Below are 18,314 nucleotides of genomic sequence, written 5' to 3'. Positions count from 1 at the left end.
TCTTTTTTCAAATGAAAATTTTTTTATTTATTCCCTTATTTTTACTCTTGTTTTCCTGTACTGATCATAAAACGACAGTTGAACTGACCAACAATTTGTTTAAAAGTGATATTGCTGCTTTGAAAAAAGAAGTTACGCAACTGGAACATCTTATTCAGGAGGATGCTTTTGCGAAACAAATTCAACAGCAGTTCCTAAAATCGCACGAAGCATATAAAAAAGTGGAGATTTTAAGCGAATATTATTTTCCAACCGTTTCAAAAGCTATAAATGGTCCCGCTTTAGATGAGTATGAAACAGATGAAGACTTAACTGTCCCTCCGGAAGGATTTCAGGTAATTGAAGAATTTATTTTTCCGAAATACAATAAAAAAGACAAACCCGAACTTTTAAATCAATTAGGAATTCTTAAAGCCAATTTAAATCGGCTAGACTTAGTTTCGCAAACAAATACTTTGACCGATTCCCATATTTTCGATGCCATGCGACTGGAGGTTTTTAGAATCATTACTTTGGGAATTACCGGTTTTGATTCACCAATTGCACAAAATTCCATTCCGGAAACGGCAGCATCATTAGAAAGCATTAAATCCTATTGCAAAATTTACGCTTCACAATCTGAAATAAAAGAATTACAAACCACATTGGCTACCATAGACAAAGGGAAAAAATACCTACAGCAGCATCAAAATTTCAATTCCTTTGACAGGGCTTATTTTATCAGAGAAATTACGAATCCACTAAGCAAAAGCATTTATCAGGCTCAAATAAAACTACAAATTCCATTTCTAAAAGAAGTGAGGGGTCTCAAAACAACAGCACAAACACTTTTTGAAAAAGGTGCTTTTGACGCAGAGGCTTTCTCAGGATTCCCGGATTATAAAACCACTCCCGAAAAAATAAAATTAGGGCAGGAATTGTTTAACGATCCTATTTTGTCCGGAACCAATACACGTTCCTGTGCTTCCTGTCATCATGCTGACAAAGCCTTTTCAGACGGTTTGGAAAAAGCAACGGCCATAGATGGCAAATCTTTAATCAAAAGAAATACTCCTACTTTGTCCAATATTGCTTTTCAGCGTGCTTTTTTCTCAGATTCACGGGTAAGCTATCTTGAAGATCAGGCCGTAGCTGTTATTATGAATGAAAACGAAATGCACGGTTCTTTAGAAAAATCAGCCAATGCTTTAAAGAAAAACCAACAATATGCTACCAAATTCCAAAAGGCATTTCCAAATAAAGAAATTGATGCCTTTGCCATAAAAAATGCACTGGGTTCTTACATTCGGTCATTGAGTTCCTATGATTCCAAATTTGATGGTTATATGCGTAATGAAACTTCATTTAGTGCTGAAGAAAAAGCAGGTTTTAATTTATTTGCCGGTAAAGCCAAATGTGCTACCTGTCATTTTATCCCGTTAACCAACGGAACTGTCCCTCCCGGTTTTACAAAATCAGAAAGCGAAGTACTTGGAGTACCAAATAAATACAATCAATTAGATGCTGATTTAGGTAAATATGAATTGACAAGGGCAGCGATTCATAAGAATTCCTTCAAAACGCCTACTATACGAAACATAACATTGACAGCTCCTTACATGCACAATGGTGTTTTTAAAACCCTTGAAGAGGTTGTCGATTTTTATAATGAAGGAGGAGGAAAAGGTTTAGGCTTTTCATTAGAGAATCAAACCTTACCCGAAGACAAATTAAAATTAACAGATCAGGAAAAAAAACAGCTCATTGCTTTTATGAGAACCTTAACTGATAAGAAAATCAGTTATCAATAAGTATTAAAATTTTAACCTGTTGAGCTGTAATTCAGGATAGTTGTCAGGCTGAACGGAGTCGAAACCGTTTACCTGCAAAAGAGCTTTTGACTCTGATCAGCGTGACATGGAGTACTGAAAGTATAAAGATGTTTTACTAAAATTTATACTTTTTGATTTATTTGCTTTTATATCAAATAAGAATTTCAATCAATTACACTCAACGGGTAAAAAAATACTCATTTATATTCCTCATTGCGCTTATAAGAACACTTGTTAAAAATCCGGGAGACTTTTGACCGATTTACTTCTCACAAGAGTATAAAAAAATACGCAAAGAGATGTTTACCTTTGGTCGCATCCGTAAAGGCTGTTGGGCAATTTTACAGTATTCAAGTTTGAGTACTACCATCATTTTGAAATGCTTAAAATAGCTTGGTTATCAATGCTTAAACGATGTTTATATCGAACTCACCCTGTCTCTTTACGAACCGACGAGTACTTTACAGGCATGCTCGGTGCTATATTCAGGTTTTTATTTAAATTCAATTAACTTTTCATTTGCTATATCATATTCATATATTTTTTGTGTTTCAACATCAATATATATCCATTGAATTATAGTAAATCGATGCTCAAAAGTATAGCCAATTCCCAAAACCTGAAAGGATCTGTTGTTTTCTGTCCGGCTTTCGATAGAATACTCTAATTGTTCTTTATTTTGAATAACCGATTGTATCAATTTATTTTTTGAGTTTGCAATATAGAATTCAGCAGAAAGATATAATTCATCTAAACCACTTTTCGAATAACTTTCGTCGGAATAGTGGTATTTTAATTCTTTTTTATATTCTTTTCTAAATTTAGATACATTTCCGTCTTGAGTTTTTTTAATAGAAACCAGGTATTCTGCAAGTTTTGGTGTTTCTCCATCTCCAGCAATGTATATTGTATCTTTTTTCCATGTAATTTCACATATATCACCTCTTAGAAGGTTTCTCTGATTGTTATTGTCATTTACAAAACCATAACTGTTCTTGTCTTTTTTTGCATACAACCACATATAATCCCCATTATCATTATAGTATTCAAATTCAAAGGTATCTGTAAAAAAAATAGGTTTTTTTTCCTTAATTTGATTTTCATCAACTTTTATAGAAGTACTTTTTATAGTGTCTTGAATTATATCTTTTTGTTTATTTACGTTTGTTTTGTTTTCACACGATTGTAAGGCGAAAGAGAGTATTAAAAGTTTGAATATTATTTTCATATGTTTTTTATCGTTTCATTTTTTTGACGAGGATTGCTTTAGTATTTCTCATAACGTATAGAGGCTTTAAGAAGTTGGGGATTTATAAGCCCAAAACTTTCCATTAAAAACCGAAATTTTTACTCCAATTACCCAAATTCTTTGTAATAGCTTTGTTTACTCTGCATGAGCAGAACATGCGCTGTCTCTTTGATGAAATTCGAAAATACAAATTTCGGATTAGAAAACAAATCGTACAACGTGTATTTTTCAGAGGTGAAAGTCCCTTACTTATGGATTGAAACCCTAACGCTTAGCACGTCGCAAGCTGGTTTGCAATCAGGAAGAAGTGAAGGAATTGAAATGCGAAGTATTTATACTTCCAAAAGAACAAAAAAATACTTTGTGAATATAAATATTAGAAAGGCGCAGTCCGTTTCGTTTGGGACGGTGCCGTCTAGTCAATTATTTGTAGTTTTTTTAGTCTAATTTTCTATTTGAGTTCTGCCACATTTATTTATTATTGTGTCTGTTTTGGTAATCTCGTCATTTCGATAATATTTAAGAATTCCAATATAATTTACTGTGTCCTTTTCGCAAAAACGAATATAGAATTCAGCAATTTTATATTTTCGATAATGGTCTAATTCTTCGCTTGAAAAACCACCCGGGTCTTCTTCGTTTTCTATGAAATATGCAGTTCCTGCTTCTCCAAATGGATTTGTTCCCCAACCTTCAAAATAGGTATAAAAATTAAGGAAATAATATAAATCTGTTCTTGAAGGTGAATCAGGCGTATATTGATATTTCGACTTATATTTTTCTTCTCTGCCAATAAATTCACTGTTCATTTTTTTAATAACCATTTGTTTGATTAGTTTATTTAAAGAATCACGATCCTTTATTTCATTTTCCACAAGGTATAAATTGGGGTAAACTTTTGATTGAATGAATTTCATACTATGATCAACAAAAAATAGATTGTACATTACTAATAGAGATGCAATCGTACCAGATGCAATCAATGCTGTTTTTCTTCTTAAAGGGTTTTTGAAAATCCAAAAAATAACATAGATAAAAAATCCAAAAAATAAAACAATTAATACTAATAATATTTCCATACTTAAACGTCTCTTTTTCTATACCCTTTGATAATTTCTTGTGTTAATTTTTTGTTCATTCTGCATCAGTTTTGTTCTATTTGTGTCGGTTTTGTAAAATTAGAACTAACGTTTTTTTGATGTTTTGTAAATCAAATATTTACAAAGTTTTTTCTTCTTATTAGGTACCTTTATTTTTCATTTCAGCCGTTAGCTTAGGGCGTGAGTCTAGTAGAAATTACTACTAGTGTTCCCTTGCTGCTAGTGGTTTGGTACTAAATTAAGCCCATTATTCGGATTTGTCAAATCATCCCAAATACAAAACCAACTTTCTATTAAGCTTATTACCCAAATCCGTTGTTGTGGCTGTTGAACTAAACCTTCGGTAGCGCATTTGATTATTTTGTATCTTACGAATATAATTAAATTCTATAAGATATGACTACAAAAAAAAGGCGCGATAGCCTCTTGAAATTCTAGCTGTTTGGCAGTATATTTTTCAGGAGCTAATCCCGCTATCCGTTTCAATCTTTTGCCGGCTAAAGAAGCCAGCAAAAGGATTTCCACTACTATCGGGGCTAGGGCATTTGGGATAAAAAAGGTGTTTTGTTTCCTGCAAGGTTTTCAAAACCTTGTAGGTATTATTTTTAAAATTTAGTTTCACGTTTAGTTTGTCATTTCGACGAAGGAGAAATCTTCGTTGCTAGATCGCCACAGATTGACATTCTTTGTGGAGCTTCTTGCGAAGATTTCTCCTTCGTCGAAATGACAAGAATGCGTATAGAAAAACTTTAGTACCTTCGATTCAGAACCTCAAAACCTTTTTTAGCGAAGCTTATCCAGCGCTATATTCAATTCCAAAACATTCACTGTTTCTGGTCCAACAAGAGCTGTATTAATTTTAGAATCAACTAAAGCTTTTACTTTAGCTTCAGCTAAATTTCTTTCCTTAGCCACACGTTTCACCTGAATCAAAGCGCCTTGAGGAGAAATATTCGGATCTAAACCACTTCCGGAAGCTGTAACCATATCAGCTGGTATTTCAGATTTTTTCAAATAAGGATGAACAAGTAAAAGTGTATCAATTCTTTTTTGAACCAAAGCCAAATATTCAGCATTGCTCGGCCCTTTATTGCTTCCGGCACTTCCGGCAGCATTGTAATCAACAGCCGAAGGTCTTCCCCAGAAATAATTCGACTTATCGAACTTTTGTCCGATTTTCTGATAACCAACTACTTTTCCGTTAGCTGAAATAGTTTCTCCTTTTCCTTGATTGGGAGCAATTTGTGCGATTCCGTAAATCGCAAGAGGATAAATAACTGCGAATAAGATTAGAGTAACCGCAGTAAGTTTTAATAGAGAAAATATGTTTTTCATGTCTTTTGTGTAAAATGTTAGAGGTAAAAAGTGATCTGTAAATTGTTAGCTGTATTTTTTGATTTTGTCATTTTACATTTTACAAATCACATTTCACTACATAAAAAGGGTTACAAGTAAATCAATTAACTTAATTCCAATAAAAGGAACAATCAAACCGCCTAAACCATAAATCAAAAGATTGCGTTTTAAAATCGCACTCGCTCCAATCGGGCGATATTCAACGCCTTTCAGCGCAAGCGGAATTAAAATAGGAATGATAATAGCATTAAAAATTACAGCCGATAAAATAGCACTTTCAGGACTGTGCAAATGCATGATATTCAAACCTTGTAATGCCGGAATTGCAGTAATAAAAAGTGCCGGAACAATAGCAAAATATTTAGCAACATCATTTGCGATTGAGAAAGTGGTTAACGTTCCGCGTGTCATTAAAAGCTGTTTTCCAATTTCGACAATCTCAATAAGTTTCGTTGGATCGTTATCTAAATCGACCATATTTCCAGCTTCTTTTGCAGCCTGAGTTCCGCTGTTCATGGCAACGCCAACATTCGCCTGGGCAAGGGCAGGAGCGTCGTTTGTTCCGTCACCCATCATAGCAACAAGGCGTCCTTCAGCTTGTTCTTTTCGGATGTAATTCATTTTATCTTCCGGTTTTGCTTCGGCAATAAAATCATCAACTCCGGCTGCTTCGGCAATAAATTTGGCGGTTAACGGGTTGTCTCCCGTAACCATAACCGTTTTGATTCCCATTCGGCGTAAGCGCTCAAAACGTTCTTTCATTCCGGTTTTAATGATATCCTGTAATTCGATAACACCTTGGATTTCATTGTTTTTAATCACAACCAATGGCGTTCCTCCGTTTGATGAAATGGTAATTATTTGTTGTGCTGTATCTTCGGGAAAATCATGTCCGGCTTGCCCGGCGATTTTCTTTGCAGCGTCCTGAGCTCCTTTACGAATGTTGGTTCCGTCTTTTAAAATTACGCCCGATGTTCTGGTTTCAGCAGTAAATTTGATGGAGTGTGAGATGTTTTCTGTAAGAAGTGAAATGTCTGATTGCACCTTATGATTTGCATCTAACGTTTTACCAAGCTCAAGGATGCTTTTCCCTTCCGGAGTATCATCGGCTAGTGAACTCAAAACAGCAGATTTTACAAAATCATTAAAAGCAATTCCTTTTGTTGGATAAAAATTGGTTGCTTTTCTGTTTCCAATGGTGATTGTTCCGGTTTTATCCAAAAGCAAAACGTCAATATCTCCCGCCGTTTCAACTGCTTTACCTGATTTTGTAATTACATTGGCACGTAAAGCCCTGTCCATTCCCGCAATTCCAATCGCAGAAAGCAAACCGCCAATTGTGGTCGGAATCAAACAAACGAACAACGCAATAAAAGCAGCAATAGTAATAGGAGCGTTAGCATAATCTGCAAAAGGTTTTAGTGTAACGCATACAATCACGAAGATTAAAGTAAATGCAGCTAACAAAATAGTCAATGCAATTTCGTTTGGCGTTTTCTGACGGCTTGCCCCTTCTACCAAAGCAATCATTTTATCCAGAAAGCTTTCGCCGGGTTCTGAAGTTACTTTTACAATGATTTTATCAGATAAGACTTTTGTTCCTCCGGTAACAGACGATTTATCACCGCCAGCTTCACGAATCACAGGCGCACTTTCTCCGGTAATGGCACTTTCATCGATTGTTGCCAGACCTTCTATAATTTCACCATCGGCAGCAATTAAATCGCCGGCTTCGCAAATGTAAATATCATCTTTTTTTAATTGTGAAGAACTGATGTTTCTGATTTCTCCATTTGGCAAGATCTGTCTGGCCGGAGTTTCTTCACGGGTTTTTCTTAAACTGTCTGCTTGTGCTTTTCCTCTGGCTTCGGCAATTGCTTCGGCAAAATTGGCAAACAAAAGCGTTACGAGTAAGATTAAGAAAACAATTAAATTGTAAATGAAACTGCCCTGATCGCTGGCACCCATTAAAATGGAAACGCAAACGGCAAACATAATGGCAGTTCCTATTTCTACGGTAAACATTACCGGATTTTTAACCATCATTTTTGGATTCAGTTTGACAAAAGACTGTAATAAAGCTTCTTTTACCTGCTGGCTTTCAAACAATGATGCGGATTTATTAGTTGTCATTTTTCTTTGTGTAAAATGTTAGATGTGAAATATGAAATTTCCTACTTTTGTATAAATTGTTTATTTGAATATGAAACCACATAAAAAATTGAATTCATGGATTAAAAGTTTTGAATTCGTTAAAGAAATTTATTTAGCTACCAGACAATTTCCTTCTGAGGAAAAGTTTGGAATTACTTCCCAAATTCGTAGAGCTGCAGTTTCTGTACCTGTTAATATTGCAGAGGGAGCAGCAAGAAAAGGAACAAAAGAATTTATCCATTTTTTACATATCTCGCTAGGTTCTTTATCAGAACTCGATACTTTGATTCTACTAAGCAAGGAATTAGATTTTTTCAATGAAAAAGAATGTGAACAATTGATTGAAAAATTAGATATCATAGGAAAACTTATTTATGGATTAATTAAGAATCTTGAAACACGTTTATGATTTGTTATTTGTTATTTGTGAGATGTGAGTTGTAAGATGTTGTTTGAGTTTGGTTGTTTTACATTTCACTTTTTCACATCTTACATTCCAAAATATTCCGCCAAAGGTCCCAATGCCAGAGCTGGAAAGAAAGATAAAGCAGCGATAATAGCGATTACGGCAAAAATCATGATGCCAAAAATTGTGGTATCTGTCTTTAAAGTTCCAGTACTTTCCGGGATGTATTTTTTATTAGCTAATAAACCAGCAATTGCCAAAGGCCCGATGATTGGAATGAAACGGCTTAGCAGCAAAACAATTCCTGTAGTGATATTCCAAAACGGATTATTATCGCTTAAACCTTCAAAACCAGAACCGTTGTTAGCAGCGCTCGACGTATATTCATAAAGCATTTCTGAAAATCCGTGATTCCCGGGATTGTTCAGCCAGCCCGTTGCATTTCCGTTAAACCAATATCCCATTGCGGTATCATTCGCAGCAAAATAAGAAGCTAAAGCTGTTCCTGCTAATATCAATAACGGGTGAAGAATAGCGATAAAGGCAGCAATTTTGACTTCCCGGGCTTCGATTTTCTTTCCTAAAAATTCGGGAGTTCGCCCAACCATTAATCCGGAAATGAATACCGCAAGAATAATGAATATATAAAAATTCAGGAAACCAACTCCGCATCCACCATAAAAGGCATTGACCATCATCGCCAATAATTGCATAGCTCCTGAGACCGGCATTGAACTATCGTGCATACTGTTTACAGAACCTGTAGAAATCACCGTTGTCGCAATACTCCAGAAGCCTGAAATAGCCGGGCCAAAACGGACTTCTTTTCCTTCCATTGCTCCGGTAGTTTGGGCAATTCCCATTTTTGCAATAGCAGGATTCCCATTAAGTTCACTTGAAATTGTTGGAATTACTAAGAGTAAAAATCCAACCGTCATTACTCCAAAAATGATAGAAGAGAATTTTCTTTTGTTTAGGAAGAAACCAAGTGCGAAAATCATCGCAAAAGGAACAATCAGTTGTGCCCAAAGTTCAACTGCATTCGTAAAATAAGTTGGGTTTTCTAAAGGATGGGCCGAGTTAGCTCCAAAAAAACCACCACCGTTTGTGCCGATATGTTTAATGGCAATAAACGCGGCAGCTGGTCCGCGAGAGATTTCAACGTGATCGCCTTGCAAAGTAGTGATCGCATCTTTCCCTTCAAAAGTCATAGGGGTTCCGCTAAAAACTAAAGCAATAGCTACGATTACTGAAAGCGGTAATAATATACGAGTACAGCTTTTTAGAAAATAATTGTAGAAATTTCCCAATTTGTCTGTAGTTCTTTCGCGCATAGCCATAAAAACCATTGCAGCAGCAGCTATTCCCACACCAGCCGAAACGAATTGTAAAAACATCAAAACCATCTGTGATAAGTACGAAACACCAGTTTCACCAGAATAATGCTGTAAGTTGCAATTCACAACAAATGAAATAGCGGTATTAAAAGCTAAATCGGGTGACATGGATGGATTATTATCCGGATTTAATGGTAAACAACCTTGAAAAAGCAGAACAAAAAAGCAGAGAAAGAACCAAACCATGTTGATGCTCAAAAAGGCTTTTAGATGCTGTTTCCAGTTCATTTCATCAGACGGATTAATACCGCTGATTTTAAAAATAAATTTTTCAATTGGATTGAAAATCGGGTCAAGAAGTGTTTTATCTCCTAAAAAAACTTTAGCAATATATTTTCCTAAAGGAATCGCTAAAACAATTGTCAGGATAAAAATACCTATGACACCTGGTAATTCTGTACTCATAATTTTTATTTTTTGTGAGATGTGAAATTGTAAAAATGAGATGTGAAATGGACTTGACGTTCAACTTCTAACATTTTACAAATCACATTTCACTTTTTACATATTTAAAATTTTTCAGGTTTGATTAATACATAAATCAAATACACGAAAACGGCGATTGAAACAATAAAGAGTGCTGTCATGATTTAGATTTTTTCAAAGAATTCAACAGAGAGAAAACAAATAGCAAATAGCACAACGGCCAATGCGAGTAAAAGAAATGTGACCATGATTATTTTAGATTTTAGATTTGTGAAATGTGAGAAGTAAAATGTTATTTGTGAAAAGTGATCAGTACATCTTACATCTCACAAACAACATTTCACACTATACTCCCGAAGTATTAACTTGTTTGATATATTCTGCTTTTAGCGTTTGCGGAAAAAGCTGCGAAATGTTGCAGTGACGCATTTCCATAAAAGACGAAACGGAAAAAATATACACGTTAGAAATAGCATTTTTAGTTTCGATACTTCCAGTAATAAATAACCGTTCAGCAAGTGCTAAACACTTTTTAGCCCGAACGATATTGCCGCAGATAATATTTTTTTTAGTGATCTCAGCAAAGCGTTCCGCTTGTTTGTAAATCGAATTAACCTGATTTTTCATGAGAAGGAATTTTGATGTTCCTTCTCCTTATGCCAAAAGTTGTTCCTAAAAAGACAAGGGGTGTCTAAGGTGTTGTATAATAAGAGATTATTGTTTTGTGCCAAAAACGGAGCAAAATAAAAGCCTATCAAAATGATAAGCTTTTATTAAAATGATAAGCTTTATTTAATTATGAATTATGAATTGTAAAATGTAATCTCTGTGAATTTGATATTGCCATTAATATTAATATTGCCATTGATATTGGAATTTGGAATTTAAGTTTTGGAATTTTAAATACCATACTCTTCAATTTTTCGATACAAAGTCGCAATTCCAATTTCCAATAATCTGGCCGTTTCAGCTTTATTTCCTTTAGTATAATTTAAAACCTTTTGAATATGCAGTTTTTCAACACTCTGCATAGAGAAAGCTGACATTGATTTTGTGTTTTTTTCTGTTTGATGCTGCATTTCATAAGGCAGGATATCAGAAGTCAAAGTATCGCCATTGCTTAAAATCACTGATCTTTCAATTACATTTTTGAGTTCGCGAATGTTTCCAGGCCATGAATAATTTTCCAATTTTTGTAGAAAATCCTCTGAAACAGATAAGGTTTTCTTATTCGTTTTTTCAGAAAACTGCTTCACAAAAAAATGAACCAGTAACGGAATATCTTTGACTCTTTCTTTAAGAGAAGGAAGTTTGATTTCGAAAATATTCAAGCGAAAATACAAGTCAGAACGGAAACGATGCGCCTCGCTTTCTTCTTTTAAATCTCTGTTTGTTGCTGCAATTAACCTGAAATTTGATTTTTTTGAAGTCGTATCACCAACCGGAATATATTCAGTGGTTTCTAAAACACGCAATAATTTTGCCTGAAGATCAATAGGCATTTCACCAATTTCATCCAAAAATAATGTACCGCCGTTGGCTTCTTCTATAAAACCTTTTTTATCTTTTACAGCTCCGGTAAAAGCGCCTTGTTTATGTCCGAAAAGTTCGCTTTCGAGAATTTCTTTGGTAAATGTACTACAGTTTAGAGCCACAAAAGATTTTCCTGCGCGACTGCTGTTTTCGTGAATAGCCTGAGCAAAAACTTCTTTTCCGGTTCCGGTTTCTCCGGTTAACAAAACAGTCGAATTGGTTTTGGCGACTTTTTGAGCCAGATCAATTACTTGTTCGATCCCTTTTGATTTTCCGATTATGCTGGAAAAGGAATATTTATCTCCAATACGTTTTTCGAGCTGTTGTACTTTTTTCTGTAATTGTACTTTTTCAACGGCTTTATAAAGTAGGGGAATAATTTTATCATTATCATCGCCTTTCACAATATAATCAAAAGCGCCATTTTTCATCGCCTGAATACCATCCGGAATATTACCGAAAGCCGTTAAAAGTATAGTTTCCGTTAAAGGAAAACTTCTTTTAATATTTTGTACAAAATCAACTCCGTTTCCGTCCGGTAATTTTACATCACACAAAACCACATCTATATCGGTTTGTTCCAATTTCTTAAAACCGGATCTCAAATCTTTGGCTTCAAAAACTTCAAAACCTTCTGATTTTACTATACGTGCCAGCAGACTTCTCAATTTATCTTCGTCGTCAATAATTAAAATCTTGTGTACCATTATGGAAATTGCTAAAATCGAATATTATTTTAGTTGTACAAATTTAGCTTTTAAATCATTCGACTATTTATCCAGTTCTAAATTTGTTTCAAACATTATAAATCTATTAACACCTAAGAATTTAGCTTTTATATCAAATGAATTAATTTTGTAAAAAAGATATTTATTACATGAAAGATCCAATTTCAATCTCTATATTAGAACTTGCTATTATCAATAATGACAGCAACGCAGCTCAAACATTACATAAAACAAAAGAAATTGCCCAACTAACAGATCGTTTAGGTTATAAAAGGTTTTGGCTCGCCGAGCACCACAATATGGCGTACGTAGCCAGTAGTGCAACTGTGGTTTTAATTGGATATATCGCCAGTCTTACTGAAAATATAAGGGTAGGTTCCGGCGGAATTATGTTGCCAAATCATTCTCCTTTAATTGTTGCAGAACAATTTGGGACACTCGAAACTTTGTATCCGGGCAGAATAGATCTCGGTTTGGGAAGGGCTCCCGGAACTGATCAGCCAACAGCAGAGGCCATTCGCAAAGATTTCTTTGAACAGGCTCAGCGATTTCCGCAAAATGTATCGAAATTACAGGATTATTTTTCTGCAGAAAATGCTACTGCAAAAGTACGTGCTTTTCCTGCCGAAGGGATCAAAGTACCTATCTGGATTTTAGGGTCAAGTATTGAAAGTGCTTCTTTGGCAGCTTCGTACGGATTTCCGTATGCTTTTGCAGGGCATTTTGCACCGCGTCAGATGCTACAGGCTTTTGAATTCTATCGTAATAATTTTCAGGCTTCCGAAGTTTTGGATAAACCTAAGACAATAGCCTGTGTAAACATTATTGCAGCTGATACTAATGAAGAGGCTGAAAAATTAGCTACAAGTTTGTACCAGATGTTTCTAAATTTAATTCGAAATGACCGCAAAGGTCTTCAGCCGCCAGTAGATTCGCTTGACGATATCATGAGTGAAGAAGAGCGTTTTCATGTCAATCAGATGACAGCCTGTTCTTTTGTGGGGAGTAAAAAACAGCTGGCAACAGATTTAAAAAAATTCATCGGTTATTCCCGAATTGACGAGCTGATGATTACAAGTCCAATTTTTGACCATCAGGCGAAATTGAAAAGCCTGCAACTAGCCAAGGAGGTGGTTGATGAGTTGAATGCCAATAACTAATTTGAGATGTAATACAGCCCAAAAGTGACACAATTGAGTCACTTTTTTATAGTTTGAGTTTTCCTTTAGCCCCTACATCGGATGTTGTACCAAAAATTGCTGAGCCGGCCATTTTTATCAAGGAAATTATTTTTCCATCTTTTGTATCCCAATAATAAGCATCTGAAGGTGTTACTTTAATAACCGTAACAGCTGGATCTTTTTGACCTTCTTCAAACCAGGCTCTGGCAACCGGAGTCCATAATTCATCTATTATTTGCTGATCCTTATATATTGTGGCGGTCCCGTATATAGAAATGTACTGGGAACTTGAATTATTGGCAAAAAACAACTGAACATGGTCGTCTTTTAAAATCTCAAAATTCTTATTGCTTCTTGCGGAACTAATGAACCATAAATTACCCTGATCGTCTATATCCTGAACGTTCATTGGTCTTGATTGCAGAGGCATTTTTGTAAGTTCGGTAACAAAAACAGCAACGTTAATATCCTTCACTAATGAAATTAATTTAGCTAAAGCCTCTTTATTGTTTAAATCTTTATGCATGATATATCTTTATTTTATAGTTTAATCCAAATCGATTTTTTCTGCTGTCCAGTCAACTGCAAGTAAATAATCTTCTTTTTTAAAACCTTTAAATTCTCCTGGCATGACCGCATTAAAGACTTTAGTAAAATTGATCATTCTCTGACAATCTGTTACAATTGCAGCGCGGGTCCATTTAGTGATGTTTTTAATACTTAACAATGCTTCATGTAACCATGCACCTAATGTGAAATCGGTTGGAGAATTATCAAAAAACAATAAATAATTGAGTTTTGATGTCTTATCAATTAAAAGACGAACTTCTGATTTAACAAAATCAACATCGCCTTTAACTACGTGACCAGCTGTTTTAAAACCAATCATATTCGCGGGTAATTCCTTAATTTTTTCAATCATATCGTTTTAATTGAGCAGGTTAAATTTCATTTTTCACAAAATTAAAGAAAAGGCTGTGTTTAGGTTTATGTAAACAGCTGATATTCTTACATAATTCCAATGTTTAAAATTTAAAGATTGTCAAAAGGTTTTATTGATAACTAAAGACTACTTCTCAAAAAAGCATTAAATTAGCTATATTATTAACCGTTGGGTGAAATTATTCAAAAACTAATTACACCCAATGCGTTATCATCAAACATTAAATTCAGATTATGCTAAAAAGAATTTCAGTTGTTGCAGCAATTATAGTTGCTATTTTACTTGCTTTCAAATATTGTGAATTCAAAAAACATGATGATTCTGCAATGGAGTATAACACAAATCTGATTCAACAGCAAATTTTAAATGTTGGAAAACTGGTTGTAACCGAAGGGCATTTTTCTGAAGTCATCACCTATAAAAACCAGCAGAAGTATTTGATGAACATGATTTCTTTTGAGAAAAAAGCGCTTATTGTGGTTAACGCAAATGTTACGGTTGCTTATGATTTACATCAAATGAAATATGATATTGACGAAAACAACAAAACAATTACGATCCTGAATATTCCTAAAGAAGAAATTACAATCAATCCGGATATTCAGTTTTACGATGTCGAGCAAAGTAAACTAAACCCTTTTACGGGAGATGATTATAATAAAATCAATAAATCGGTAAAAGCCAATCTGGCAAAAAAGATCGAAAAATCTACCCTAAAAACCAATGCTAAAAACCGTCTGATTAGCGAATTGTCTAAGATTTTAATTATGACCAATTCTATGGGCTGGAAATTACAATATAATGGAAAAATTATTGAATCGGAGTCTGAGTTTAATGAGGATTTGAAGTTGTAATTTAATGTTCAAAAGTTGAGGAGCAAAAAGCTTTGCGACTTCGCATCTTTGCGAGATTAAAAAACCATGTGCAATAATTTAAACCGCTTCTTTATCAAAAATCAAGTCCAGTCCACCCGAAATTAAATGTGCTACTTCGGTGCGTTTTTCTTTTAATCGCTCCAAATAATCCAGAACTTCCTGTAAAAACTGTTTTTCGTCAGCATCTTTCAAAAGCTCTGCAATTTCAACAGCAAGCAGCCAGTCGTTAGGATGATCATTTTTGAGCTTTTCAAAAACAGTTTTTAGTTCAGATTTAGAATCTTTGTTTTTTCGAATATTTCGGACTACCAAATACATAACTTCCAAATCATCACGCTCATCTGTATGTTTCGCTTTTATAGTTTTAGTTGAAGGAAGAATATTAACCAAATCAAAACTGTTTACATCGGCGGGTCCGGAAAATGCCGAAATCACTTTTTTGCCAATCGCCATATCATAATTTCCCCATTCCGGCTGAAATAAAACGGTTTCGCCATGCATTACGGTGCAATTCCTGAAACTGATTAAAATAATTTCTCCGTGCAGATTTCGCGAACCGGTAATGATTTCACCTTCAACTTTAATATTGCCTTCAAATTCCAGTTTTACGGTTTCACTTTCAACAATGCTATATGCCTGTAAATCTTTCGGGCTCATGTCTTCGATTGCCAGATTGAAGCCTTTTAGTTTTCCAATCGGACTCCCAAATCCGTGAGGGTGCGTAAGGGTTCCGTGTCCAACTAATTCTTTTTCGCGATAGGATAAAGCTGTTTTTCCGGTTGTCTGTATATAAACCGGTTTTCCTTCTTCTTCGATAACATTTGTGAAAACTCCCGAAATTTGCAGTCCTGTACTTAATTCAATAGTGCCCAAAGCATTCGATTGTATCAGCTTCCTGATTCCGGAAAGACCTCCTGTACGCAGAGCCATTTTATTCGCAAATTCCTCTAAAATCAAACTCAGATGCGAAAAAGTGGGCGTTACATATAACTGTGGCTGCAATTGGGTAATATCAAAATTTTGGTTTGCAGCCGAAATATCATAAGGGATTTTCTTCACATTATTCGTCATACACCAGGCACTTTCGCCAATAGAAGAAAGTAATCCCGCACCGTAAATTTTTGGGTTTTCAACCGTTCCAATTAATCCGTATTCTACCGTCCACCAGTGTAGGTTTCTAATTTGAGCCATTTCAGACAATTCACCCATATTGTTCTGTAAATCAGCAACCGCTTTTTCGGCTTCATCAATTTTTTCCTGAGGCGTATCTTCAGCTTCTTTTAAAATCGACAGTAATCGGATCGCTTCGTACATCTGATAGTCTTTATGAGATGAAATCGCTTTACAGCCAATTTCTCCAAAACGGCGCAAATATTCCGCATATTCAGGATTGGCGATAATAGGAGCGTGACCGGCACCTTCGTGAATAATGTCCGGAGCAGGTGTATATTCGATATGTTCTAATTGTCTGATATCCGAAGCAATAACCAAAACGTTGTAGGCCTGAAATTCCATAAAAGCGTTTGGCGGAATAAACCCGTCAACGGCTACAGCTGCCCAGCCAATTTCGGTCAGGATTCGGTTCATGCCATACATACTCGGAATAGATTCAATCTCGATTCCGGTTTTTTTCAAACCATCCAAATACGAATGATGGGCCACTTTTGATAAATAATCAACATTTTTACGCATTACATAACGCCAAACTGCCTGATTGATTGGCGTATAATCACTATAATCCTGAGGCTTGATAAATTGCTTTAAATGTTTAGGCAATCTTTCTAATAACGGATTTGTTTCAATGTTCGGATTCATTTGGAAATACTGTAGATGAAATGTAAAATTACAAATTTGAGGTATTAAAAATGACTTTTTAGATATTAAATTTTAAAAATAAGGGCATTTTATTAATGAATTGTCAGTTTTTTGTCTTTTGATGGTTTAGGAAATTTACAGGAATACAATTATTGACTGAAGATAAATTAGACCTGAAAAAATAGCAATAAAAGACTTAGTTTTACGGAGCGTATAATTTTTAGGTATTTACGGGTATGAAAGTTTTTTTTATTATTCTGGCAGTAGTAGTTTTGATTTTTTTGGGAATAAGATATTTTTTGTTCCGGATAGGTGATCCGGTAAACAATAAAGTCTCCGATTCGTATTTTTATCATTACAGAAAAAATCTAATTGTGCATTCGCCAATGGGCAACTGGTTTGAACTGGGATATTTTGAATCTGATGCTGATGTTGAATCTTTTCAGCCCATAAACAGGGATTTTGGAAAAGATAAAAGCAATGTTTTTTGGAAAGGAAGAAAACAAGCAGTTGATTATGCAACTTTTCAGGTTGATACTACCGGAATTATTAAGGACAAAAACCATGTGTATACGACTAACGGAAAAGAATATAATTTCTTAGGAATCATAGAAGGAGCAGACCCTAAAAGTTATCAGCCGCTTGACCCGTCACTTCCGGATTATAAACGAATTAGCTGGTTTAAAGATAATAATGCTGTTTATTACCGAAGTAAAAAAACACAAGGAGATCCAACTACTTTTAAACCTTTAAATGATGCAATTGCTGTAGATGCAAATTATATTTATTCGATTATTAATCAAAGAGGCGAGGGCATTTACGCTTTTGAAGTTGATGAAGTAATCCGAAAATATAAAAGAATTGCAGGTGAAATTAAAATTGTTAACGATACATACGTTCAAATAGGAAATGCTGTTGTTTCTGCTTTTACAAAAGATGAATTTACGCTTCATACTTTCGAAACTATTAAAAGCACCAAAGAAGTTAATTATTTTACAATAGTGGTTAACGACACCTTAATTTACAAAGGAATAGCATACCCTGAAATTGATATTCAATCTTTTGAGCCATTAGATTATGGCTATTGCAAAGACAAGAAAAGCGTGTATTATGATGGAAAAAAAATAACCGGTGCTTCTATTTCAGATTTTGAAATAATCTCTCCGGATTATGCTAAAGATAATAAAAACGTGTTTTATAAAAATAGTATTGCTGAAAAGGCAAATCCAAAAACATTTAAAAAGACTTCTGAAAGTGATGTTTGGGAGGACGGAACAAATAAATTTAGAGAAGGAAAAATCCTTCAAGGGAAATTGAAATAAATTTATCACTATGAAAAT

At 34.7% G+C, this 18,314-nt stretch carries 17 protein-coding genes; 6 read left to right on the top strand and 11 right to left on the bottom strand.

Annotated elements, in window-relative coordinates; translation table 11 throughout:
- The first annotated feature begins 11 nt into the window (after nt 1-11).
- Entirely contained in the window at nt 12-1,790 is a 1,779-nt protein-coding gene (locus DMB65_RS12830) for a cytochrome-c peroxidase (RefSeq protein WP_110307037.1), read from the top strand.
- A gap of 514 nt (nt 1,791-2,304) precedes the next feature.
- On the opposite strand, the gene DMB65_RS12825 is transcribed toward DMB65_RS12830, so the two are convergent.
- Complete coding sequence (locus tag DMB65_RS12825; RefSeq protein WP_110307036.1) at nt 2,305-3,039, bottom strand: hypothetical protein; 735 nt, start codon at nt 3,037-3,039, stop codon at nt 2,305-2,307.
- A 165-nt stretch (nt 3,040-3,204) separates the two neighbouring features.
- Between DMB65_RS12825 and DMB65_RS12820 the strand changes: the two genes are divergently transcribed.
- The gene (locus DMB65_RS12820; protein ID WP_110307035.1) at nt 3,205-3,507 is read left to right on the top strand and encodes a hypothetical protein; all 303 of its coding nucleotides are present in this window, start codon (nt 3,205-3,207) and stop codon (nt 3,505-3,507) included.
- Here the strand turns inward: DMB65_RS12820 and DMB65_RS12815 are convergent.
- From DMB65_RS12815 to kdpB, 3 genes are all read right to left on the bottom strand, one after another.
- A complete protein-coding gene (locus DMB65_RS12815) occupies nt 3,504-4,139 on the bottom strand; it encodes a hypothetical protein (RefSeq protein ID WP_110307034.1) in 636 nt (211 codons plus the stop codon). The two genes, DMB65_RS12820 and DMB65_RS12815, sit on opposite strands and share 4 nt — an antisense overlap.
- Before the next feature lie 804 nt (nt 4,140-4,943).
- Nucleotides 4,944-5,495 carry a K(+)-transporting ATPase subunit C gene (locus DMB65_RS12810; protein ID WP_110307033.1) on the bottom strand — a complete coding sequence of 184 codons (552 nt, stop codon included), beginning with the start codon at nt 5,493-5,495 and terminating at the stop codon, nt 4,944-4,946.
- Between the two features lie 96 nt (nt 5,496-5,591).
- Nucleotides 5,592-7,649 (bottom strand): potassium-transporting ATPase subunit KdpB, encoded by a 2,058-nt coding sequence (gene kdpB, locus DMB65_RS12805; RefSeq protein ID WP_110307032.1) that lies wholly within the window; start codon nt 7,647-7,649, stop codon nt 5,592-5,594.
- A 70-nt stretch (nt 7,650-7,719) separates the two neighbouring features.
- Here kdpB and DMB65_RS12800 point away from each other — a divergent pair, with 70 nt between their 5' ends.
- Nucleotides 7,720-8,079, top strand: a complete 360-nt coding sequence (locus tag DMB65_RS12800; RefSeq protein WP_110307031.1) for a four helix bundle protein — start codon at nt 7,720-7,722, stop codon at nt 8,077-8,079.
- An 80-nt stretch (nt 8,080-8,159) separates the two neighbouring features.
- Here the strand turns inward: DMB65_RS12800 and kdpA are convergent, their stop codons facing one another.
- From kdpA to DMB65_RS12780, 4 genes are all read right to left on the bottom strand, one after another.
- The gene (gene kdpA / locus DMB65_RS12795; protein WP_110307030.1) at nt 8,160-9,878 is read right to left on the bottom strand and encodes a potassium-transporting ATPase subunit KdpA; all 1,719 of its coding nucleotides are present in this window, start codon (nt 9,876-9,878) and stop codon (nt 8,160-8,162) included.
- 104 nt (nt 9,879-9,982) lie between these two features.
- Nucleotides 9,983-10,060 carry a K(+)-transporting ATPase subunit F gene (kdpF, locus tag DMB65_RS12790; RefSeq protein WP_073418200.1) on the bottom strand — a complete coding sequence of 26 codons (78 nt, stop codon included), beginning with the start codon at nt 10,058-10,060 and terminating at the stop codon, nt 9,983-9,985.
- Between the two features lie 184 nt (nt 10,061-10,244).
- The gene (locus tag DMB65_RS12785) at nt 10,245-10,526 is read right to left on the bottom strand and encodes a DUF7674 family protein (protein ID WP_110307029.1); all 282 of its coding nucleotides are present in this window, start codon (nt 10,524-10,526) and stop codon (nt 10,245-10,247) included.
- A 272-nt stretch (nt 10,527-10,798) separates the two neighbouring features.
- Nucleotides 10,799-12,139, bottom strand: a complete 1,341-nt coding sequence (locus DMB65_RS12780) for a sigma-54-dependent transcriptional regulator (RefSeq protein ID WP_110307028.1) — start codon at nt 12,137-12,139, stop codon at nt 10,799-10,801.
- A gap of 170 nt (nt 12,140-12,309) precedes the next feature.
- On the opposite strand from DMB65_RS12780, the gene DMB65_RS12775 reads away from it, so the two are divergent.
- The gene (locus DMB65_RS12775) at nt 12,310-13,320 is read left to right on the top strand and encodes an LLM class flavin-dependent oxidoreductase (RefSeq protein WP_110307027.1); all 1,011 of its coding nucleotides are present in this window, start codon (nt 12,310-12,312) and stop codon (nt 13,318-13,320) included.
- Between the two features lie 46 nt (nt 13,321-13,366).
- Here DMB65_RS12775 and DMB65_RS12770 read toward each other — a convergent pair whose 3' ends face one another.
- On the bottom strand, nt 13,367-13,867 hold the full coding sequence (locus tag DMB65_RS12770) for a pyridoxamine 5'-phosphate oxidase family protein (protein ID WP_110307026.1): 501 nt from the start codon (nt 13,865-13,867) through the stop codon (nt 13,367-13,369).
- Nucleotides 13,868-13,888: 21 nt separating this feature from the next.
- Entirely contained in the window at nt 13,889-14,263 is a 375-nt protein-coding gene (locus tag DMB65_RS12765; protein WP_110307025.1) for a SpoIIAA family protein, read from the bottom strand.
- 254 nt (nt 14,264-14,517) lie between these two features.
- On the opposite strand from DMB65_RS12765, the gene DMB65_RS12760 reads away from it, so the two are divergent.
- Nucleotides 14,518-15,138: a DUF4230 domain-containing protein gene (locus tag DMB65_RS12760; protein ID WP_110307024.1), complete on the top strand. Its 621-nt coding sequence runs from the start codon at nt 14,518-14,520 to the stop codon at nt 15,136-15,138.
- Nucleotides 15,139-15,216: 78 nt separating this feature from the next.
- On the opposite strand, the gene DMB65_RS12755 is transcribed toward DMB65_RS12760, so the two are convergent.
- On the bottom strand, nt 15,217-16,974 hold the full coding sequence (locus DMB65_RS12755; RefSeq protein ID WP_110307023.1) for an aromatic amino acid hydroxylase: 1,758 nt from the start codon (nt 16,972-16,974) through the stop codon (nt 15,217-15,219).
- Between the two features lie 236 nt (nt 16,975-17,210).
- Between DMB65_RS12755 and DMB65_RS12750 the strand changes: the two genes are divergently transcribed.
- Complete coding sequence (locus DMB65_RS12750) at nt 17,211-18,296, top strand: DKNYY domain-containing protein (RefSeq protein WP_110307022.1); 1,086 nt, start codon at nt 17,211-17,213, stop codon at nt 18,294-18,296.
- The last annotated feature ends 18 nt before the right edge of the window (nt 18,297-18,314 follow it).

Origin of the sequence: Flavobacterium cheongpyeongense (assembly GCF_003202435.1) — a bacterium.
Classification (GTDB): Bacteria; Bacteroidota; Bacteroidia; order Flavobacteriales; family Flavobacteriaceae; genus Flavobacterium; species Flavobacterium cheongpyeongense.
This window is presented reverse-complemented; position numbering and strand designations above follow the sequence as displayed.

Excerpts from the sequence above, each read along its gene's own strand:
- DMB65_RS12820 (WP_110307035.1), top strand. The coding sequence starts at position 3,205 with ATGAGCAGAACATGCGCTGTCTCTTTGATGAAATTCGAAAATACAAAT.
- DMB65_RS12750 (WP_110307022.1), top strand. The coding sequence starts at position 17,211 with ATGAAAGTTTTTTTTATTATTCTGGCAGTAGTAGTTTTGATTTTTTTG.
- DMB65_RS12765 (WP_110307025.1), bottom strand. The coding sequence starts at position 14,263 with ATGATTGAAAAAATTAAGGAATTACCCGCGAATATGATTGGTTTTAAA.
- kdpB (WP_110307032.1), bottom strand. The coding sequence starts at position 7,649 with ATGACAACTAATAAATCCGCATCATTGTTTGAAAGCCAGCAGGTAAAA.
- DMB65_RS12760 (WP_110307024.1), top strand. The coding sequence starts at position 14,518 with ATGCTAAAAAGAATTTCAGTTGTTGCAGCAATTATAGTTGCTATTTTA.
- DMB65_RS12785 (WP_110307029.1), bottom strand. The coding sequence starts at position 10,526 with ATGAAAAATCAGGTTAATTCGATTTACAAACAAGCGGAACGCTTTGCT.
- DMB65_RS12770 (WP_110307026.1), bottom strand. The coding sequence starts at position 13,867 with ATGCATAAAGATTTAAACAATAAAGAGGCTTTAGCTAAATTAATTTCA.
- DMB65_RS12830 (WP_110307037.1), top strand. The coding sequence starts at position 12 with ATGAAAATTTTTTTATTTATTCCCTTATTTTTACTCTTGTTTTCCTGT.
- DMB65_RS12755 (WP_110307023.1), bottom strand. The coding sequence starts at position 16,974 with ATGAATCCGAACATTGAAACAAATCCGTTATTAGAAAGATTGCCTAAA.
- DMB65_RS12800 (WP_110307031.1), top strand. The coding sequence starts at position 7,720 with ATGAAACCACATAAAAAATTGAATTCATGGATTAAAAGTTTTGAATTC.
- DMB65_RS12815 (WP_110307034.1), bottom strand. The coding sequence starts at position 4,139 with ATGGAAATATTATTAGTATTAATTGTTTTATTTTTTGGATTTTTTATC.
- kdpA (WP_110307030.1), bottom strand. The coding sequence starts at position 9,878 with ATGAGTACAGAATTACCAGGTGTCATAGGTATTTTTATCCTGACAATT.
- DMB65_RS12780 (WP_110307028.1), bottom strand. The coding sequence starts at position 12,139 with ATGGTACACAAGATTTTAATTATTGACGACGAAGATAAATTGAGAAGT.
- DMB65_RS12775 (WP_110307027.1), top strand. The coding sequence starts at position 12,310 with ATGAAAGATCCAATTTCAATCTCTATATTAGAACTTGCTATTATCAAT.
- kdpF (WP_073418200.1), bottom strand. The coding sequence starts at position 10,060 with ATGACAGCACTCTTTATTGTTTCAATCGCCGTTTTCGTGTATTTGATT.
- DMB65_RS12810 (WP_110307033.1), bottom strand. The coding sequence starts at position 5,495 with ATGAAAAACATATTTTCTCTATTAAAACTTACTGCGGTTACTCTAATC.
- DMB65_RS12825 (WP_110307036.1), bottom strand. The coding sequence starts at position 3,039 with ATGAAAATAATATTCAAACTTTTAATACTCTCTTTCGCCTTACAATCG.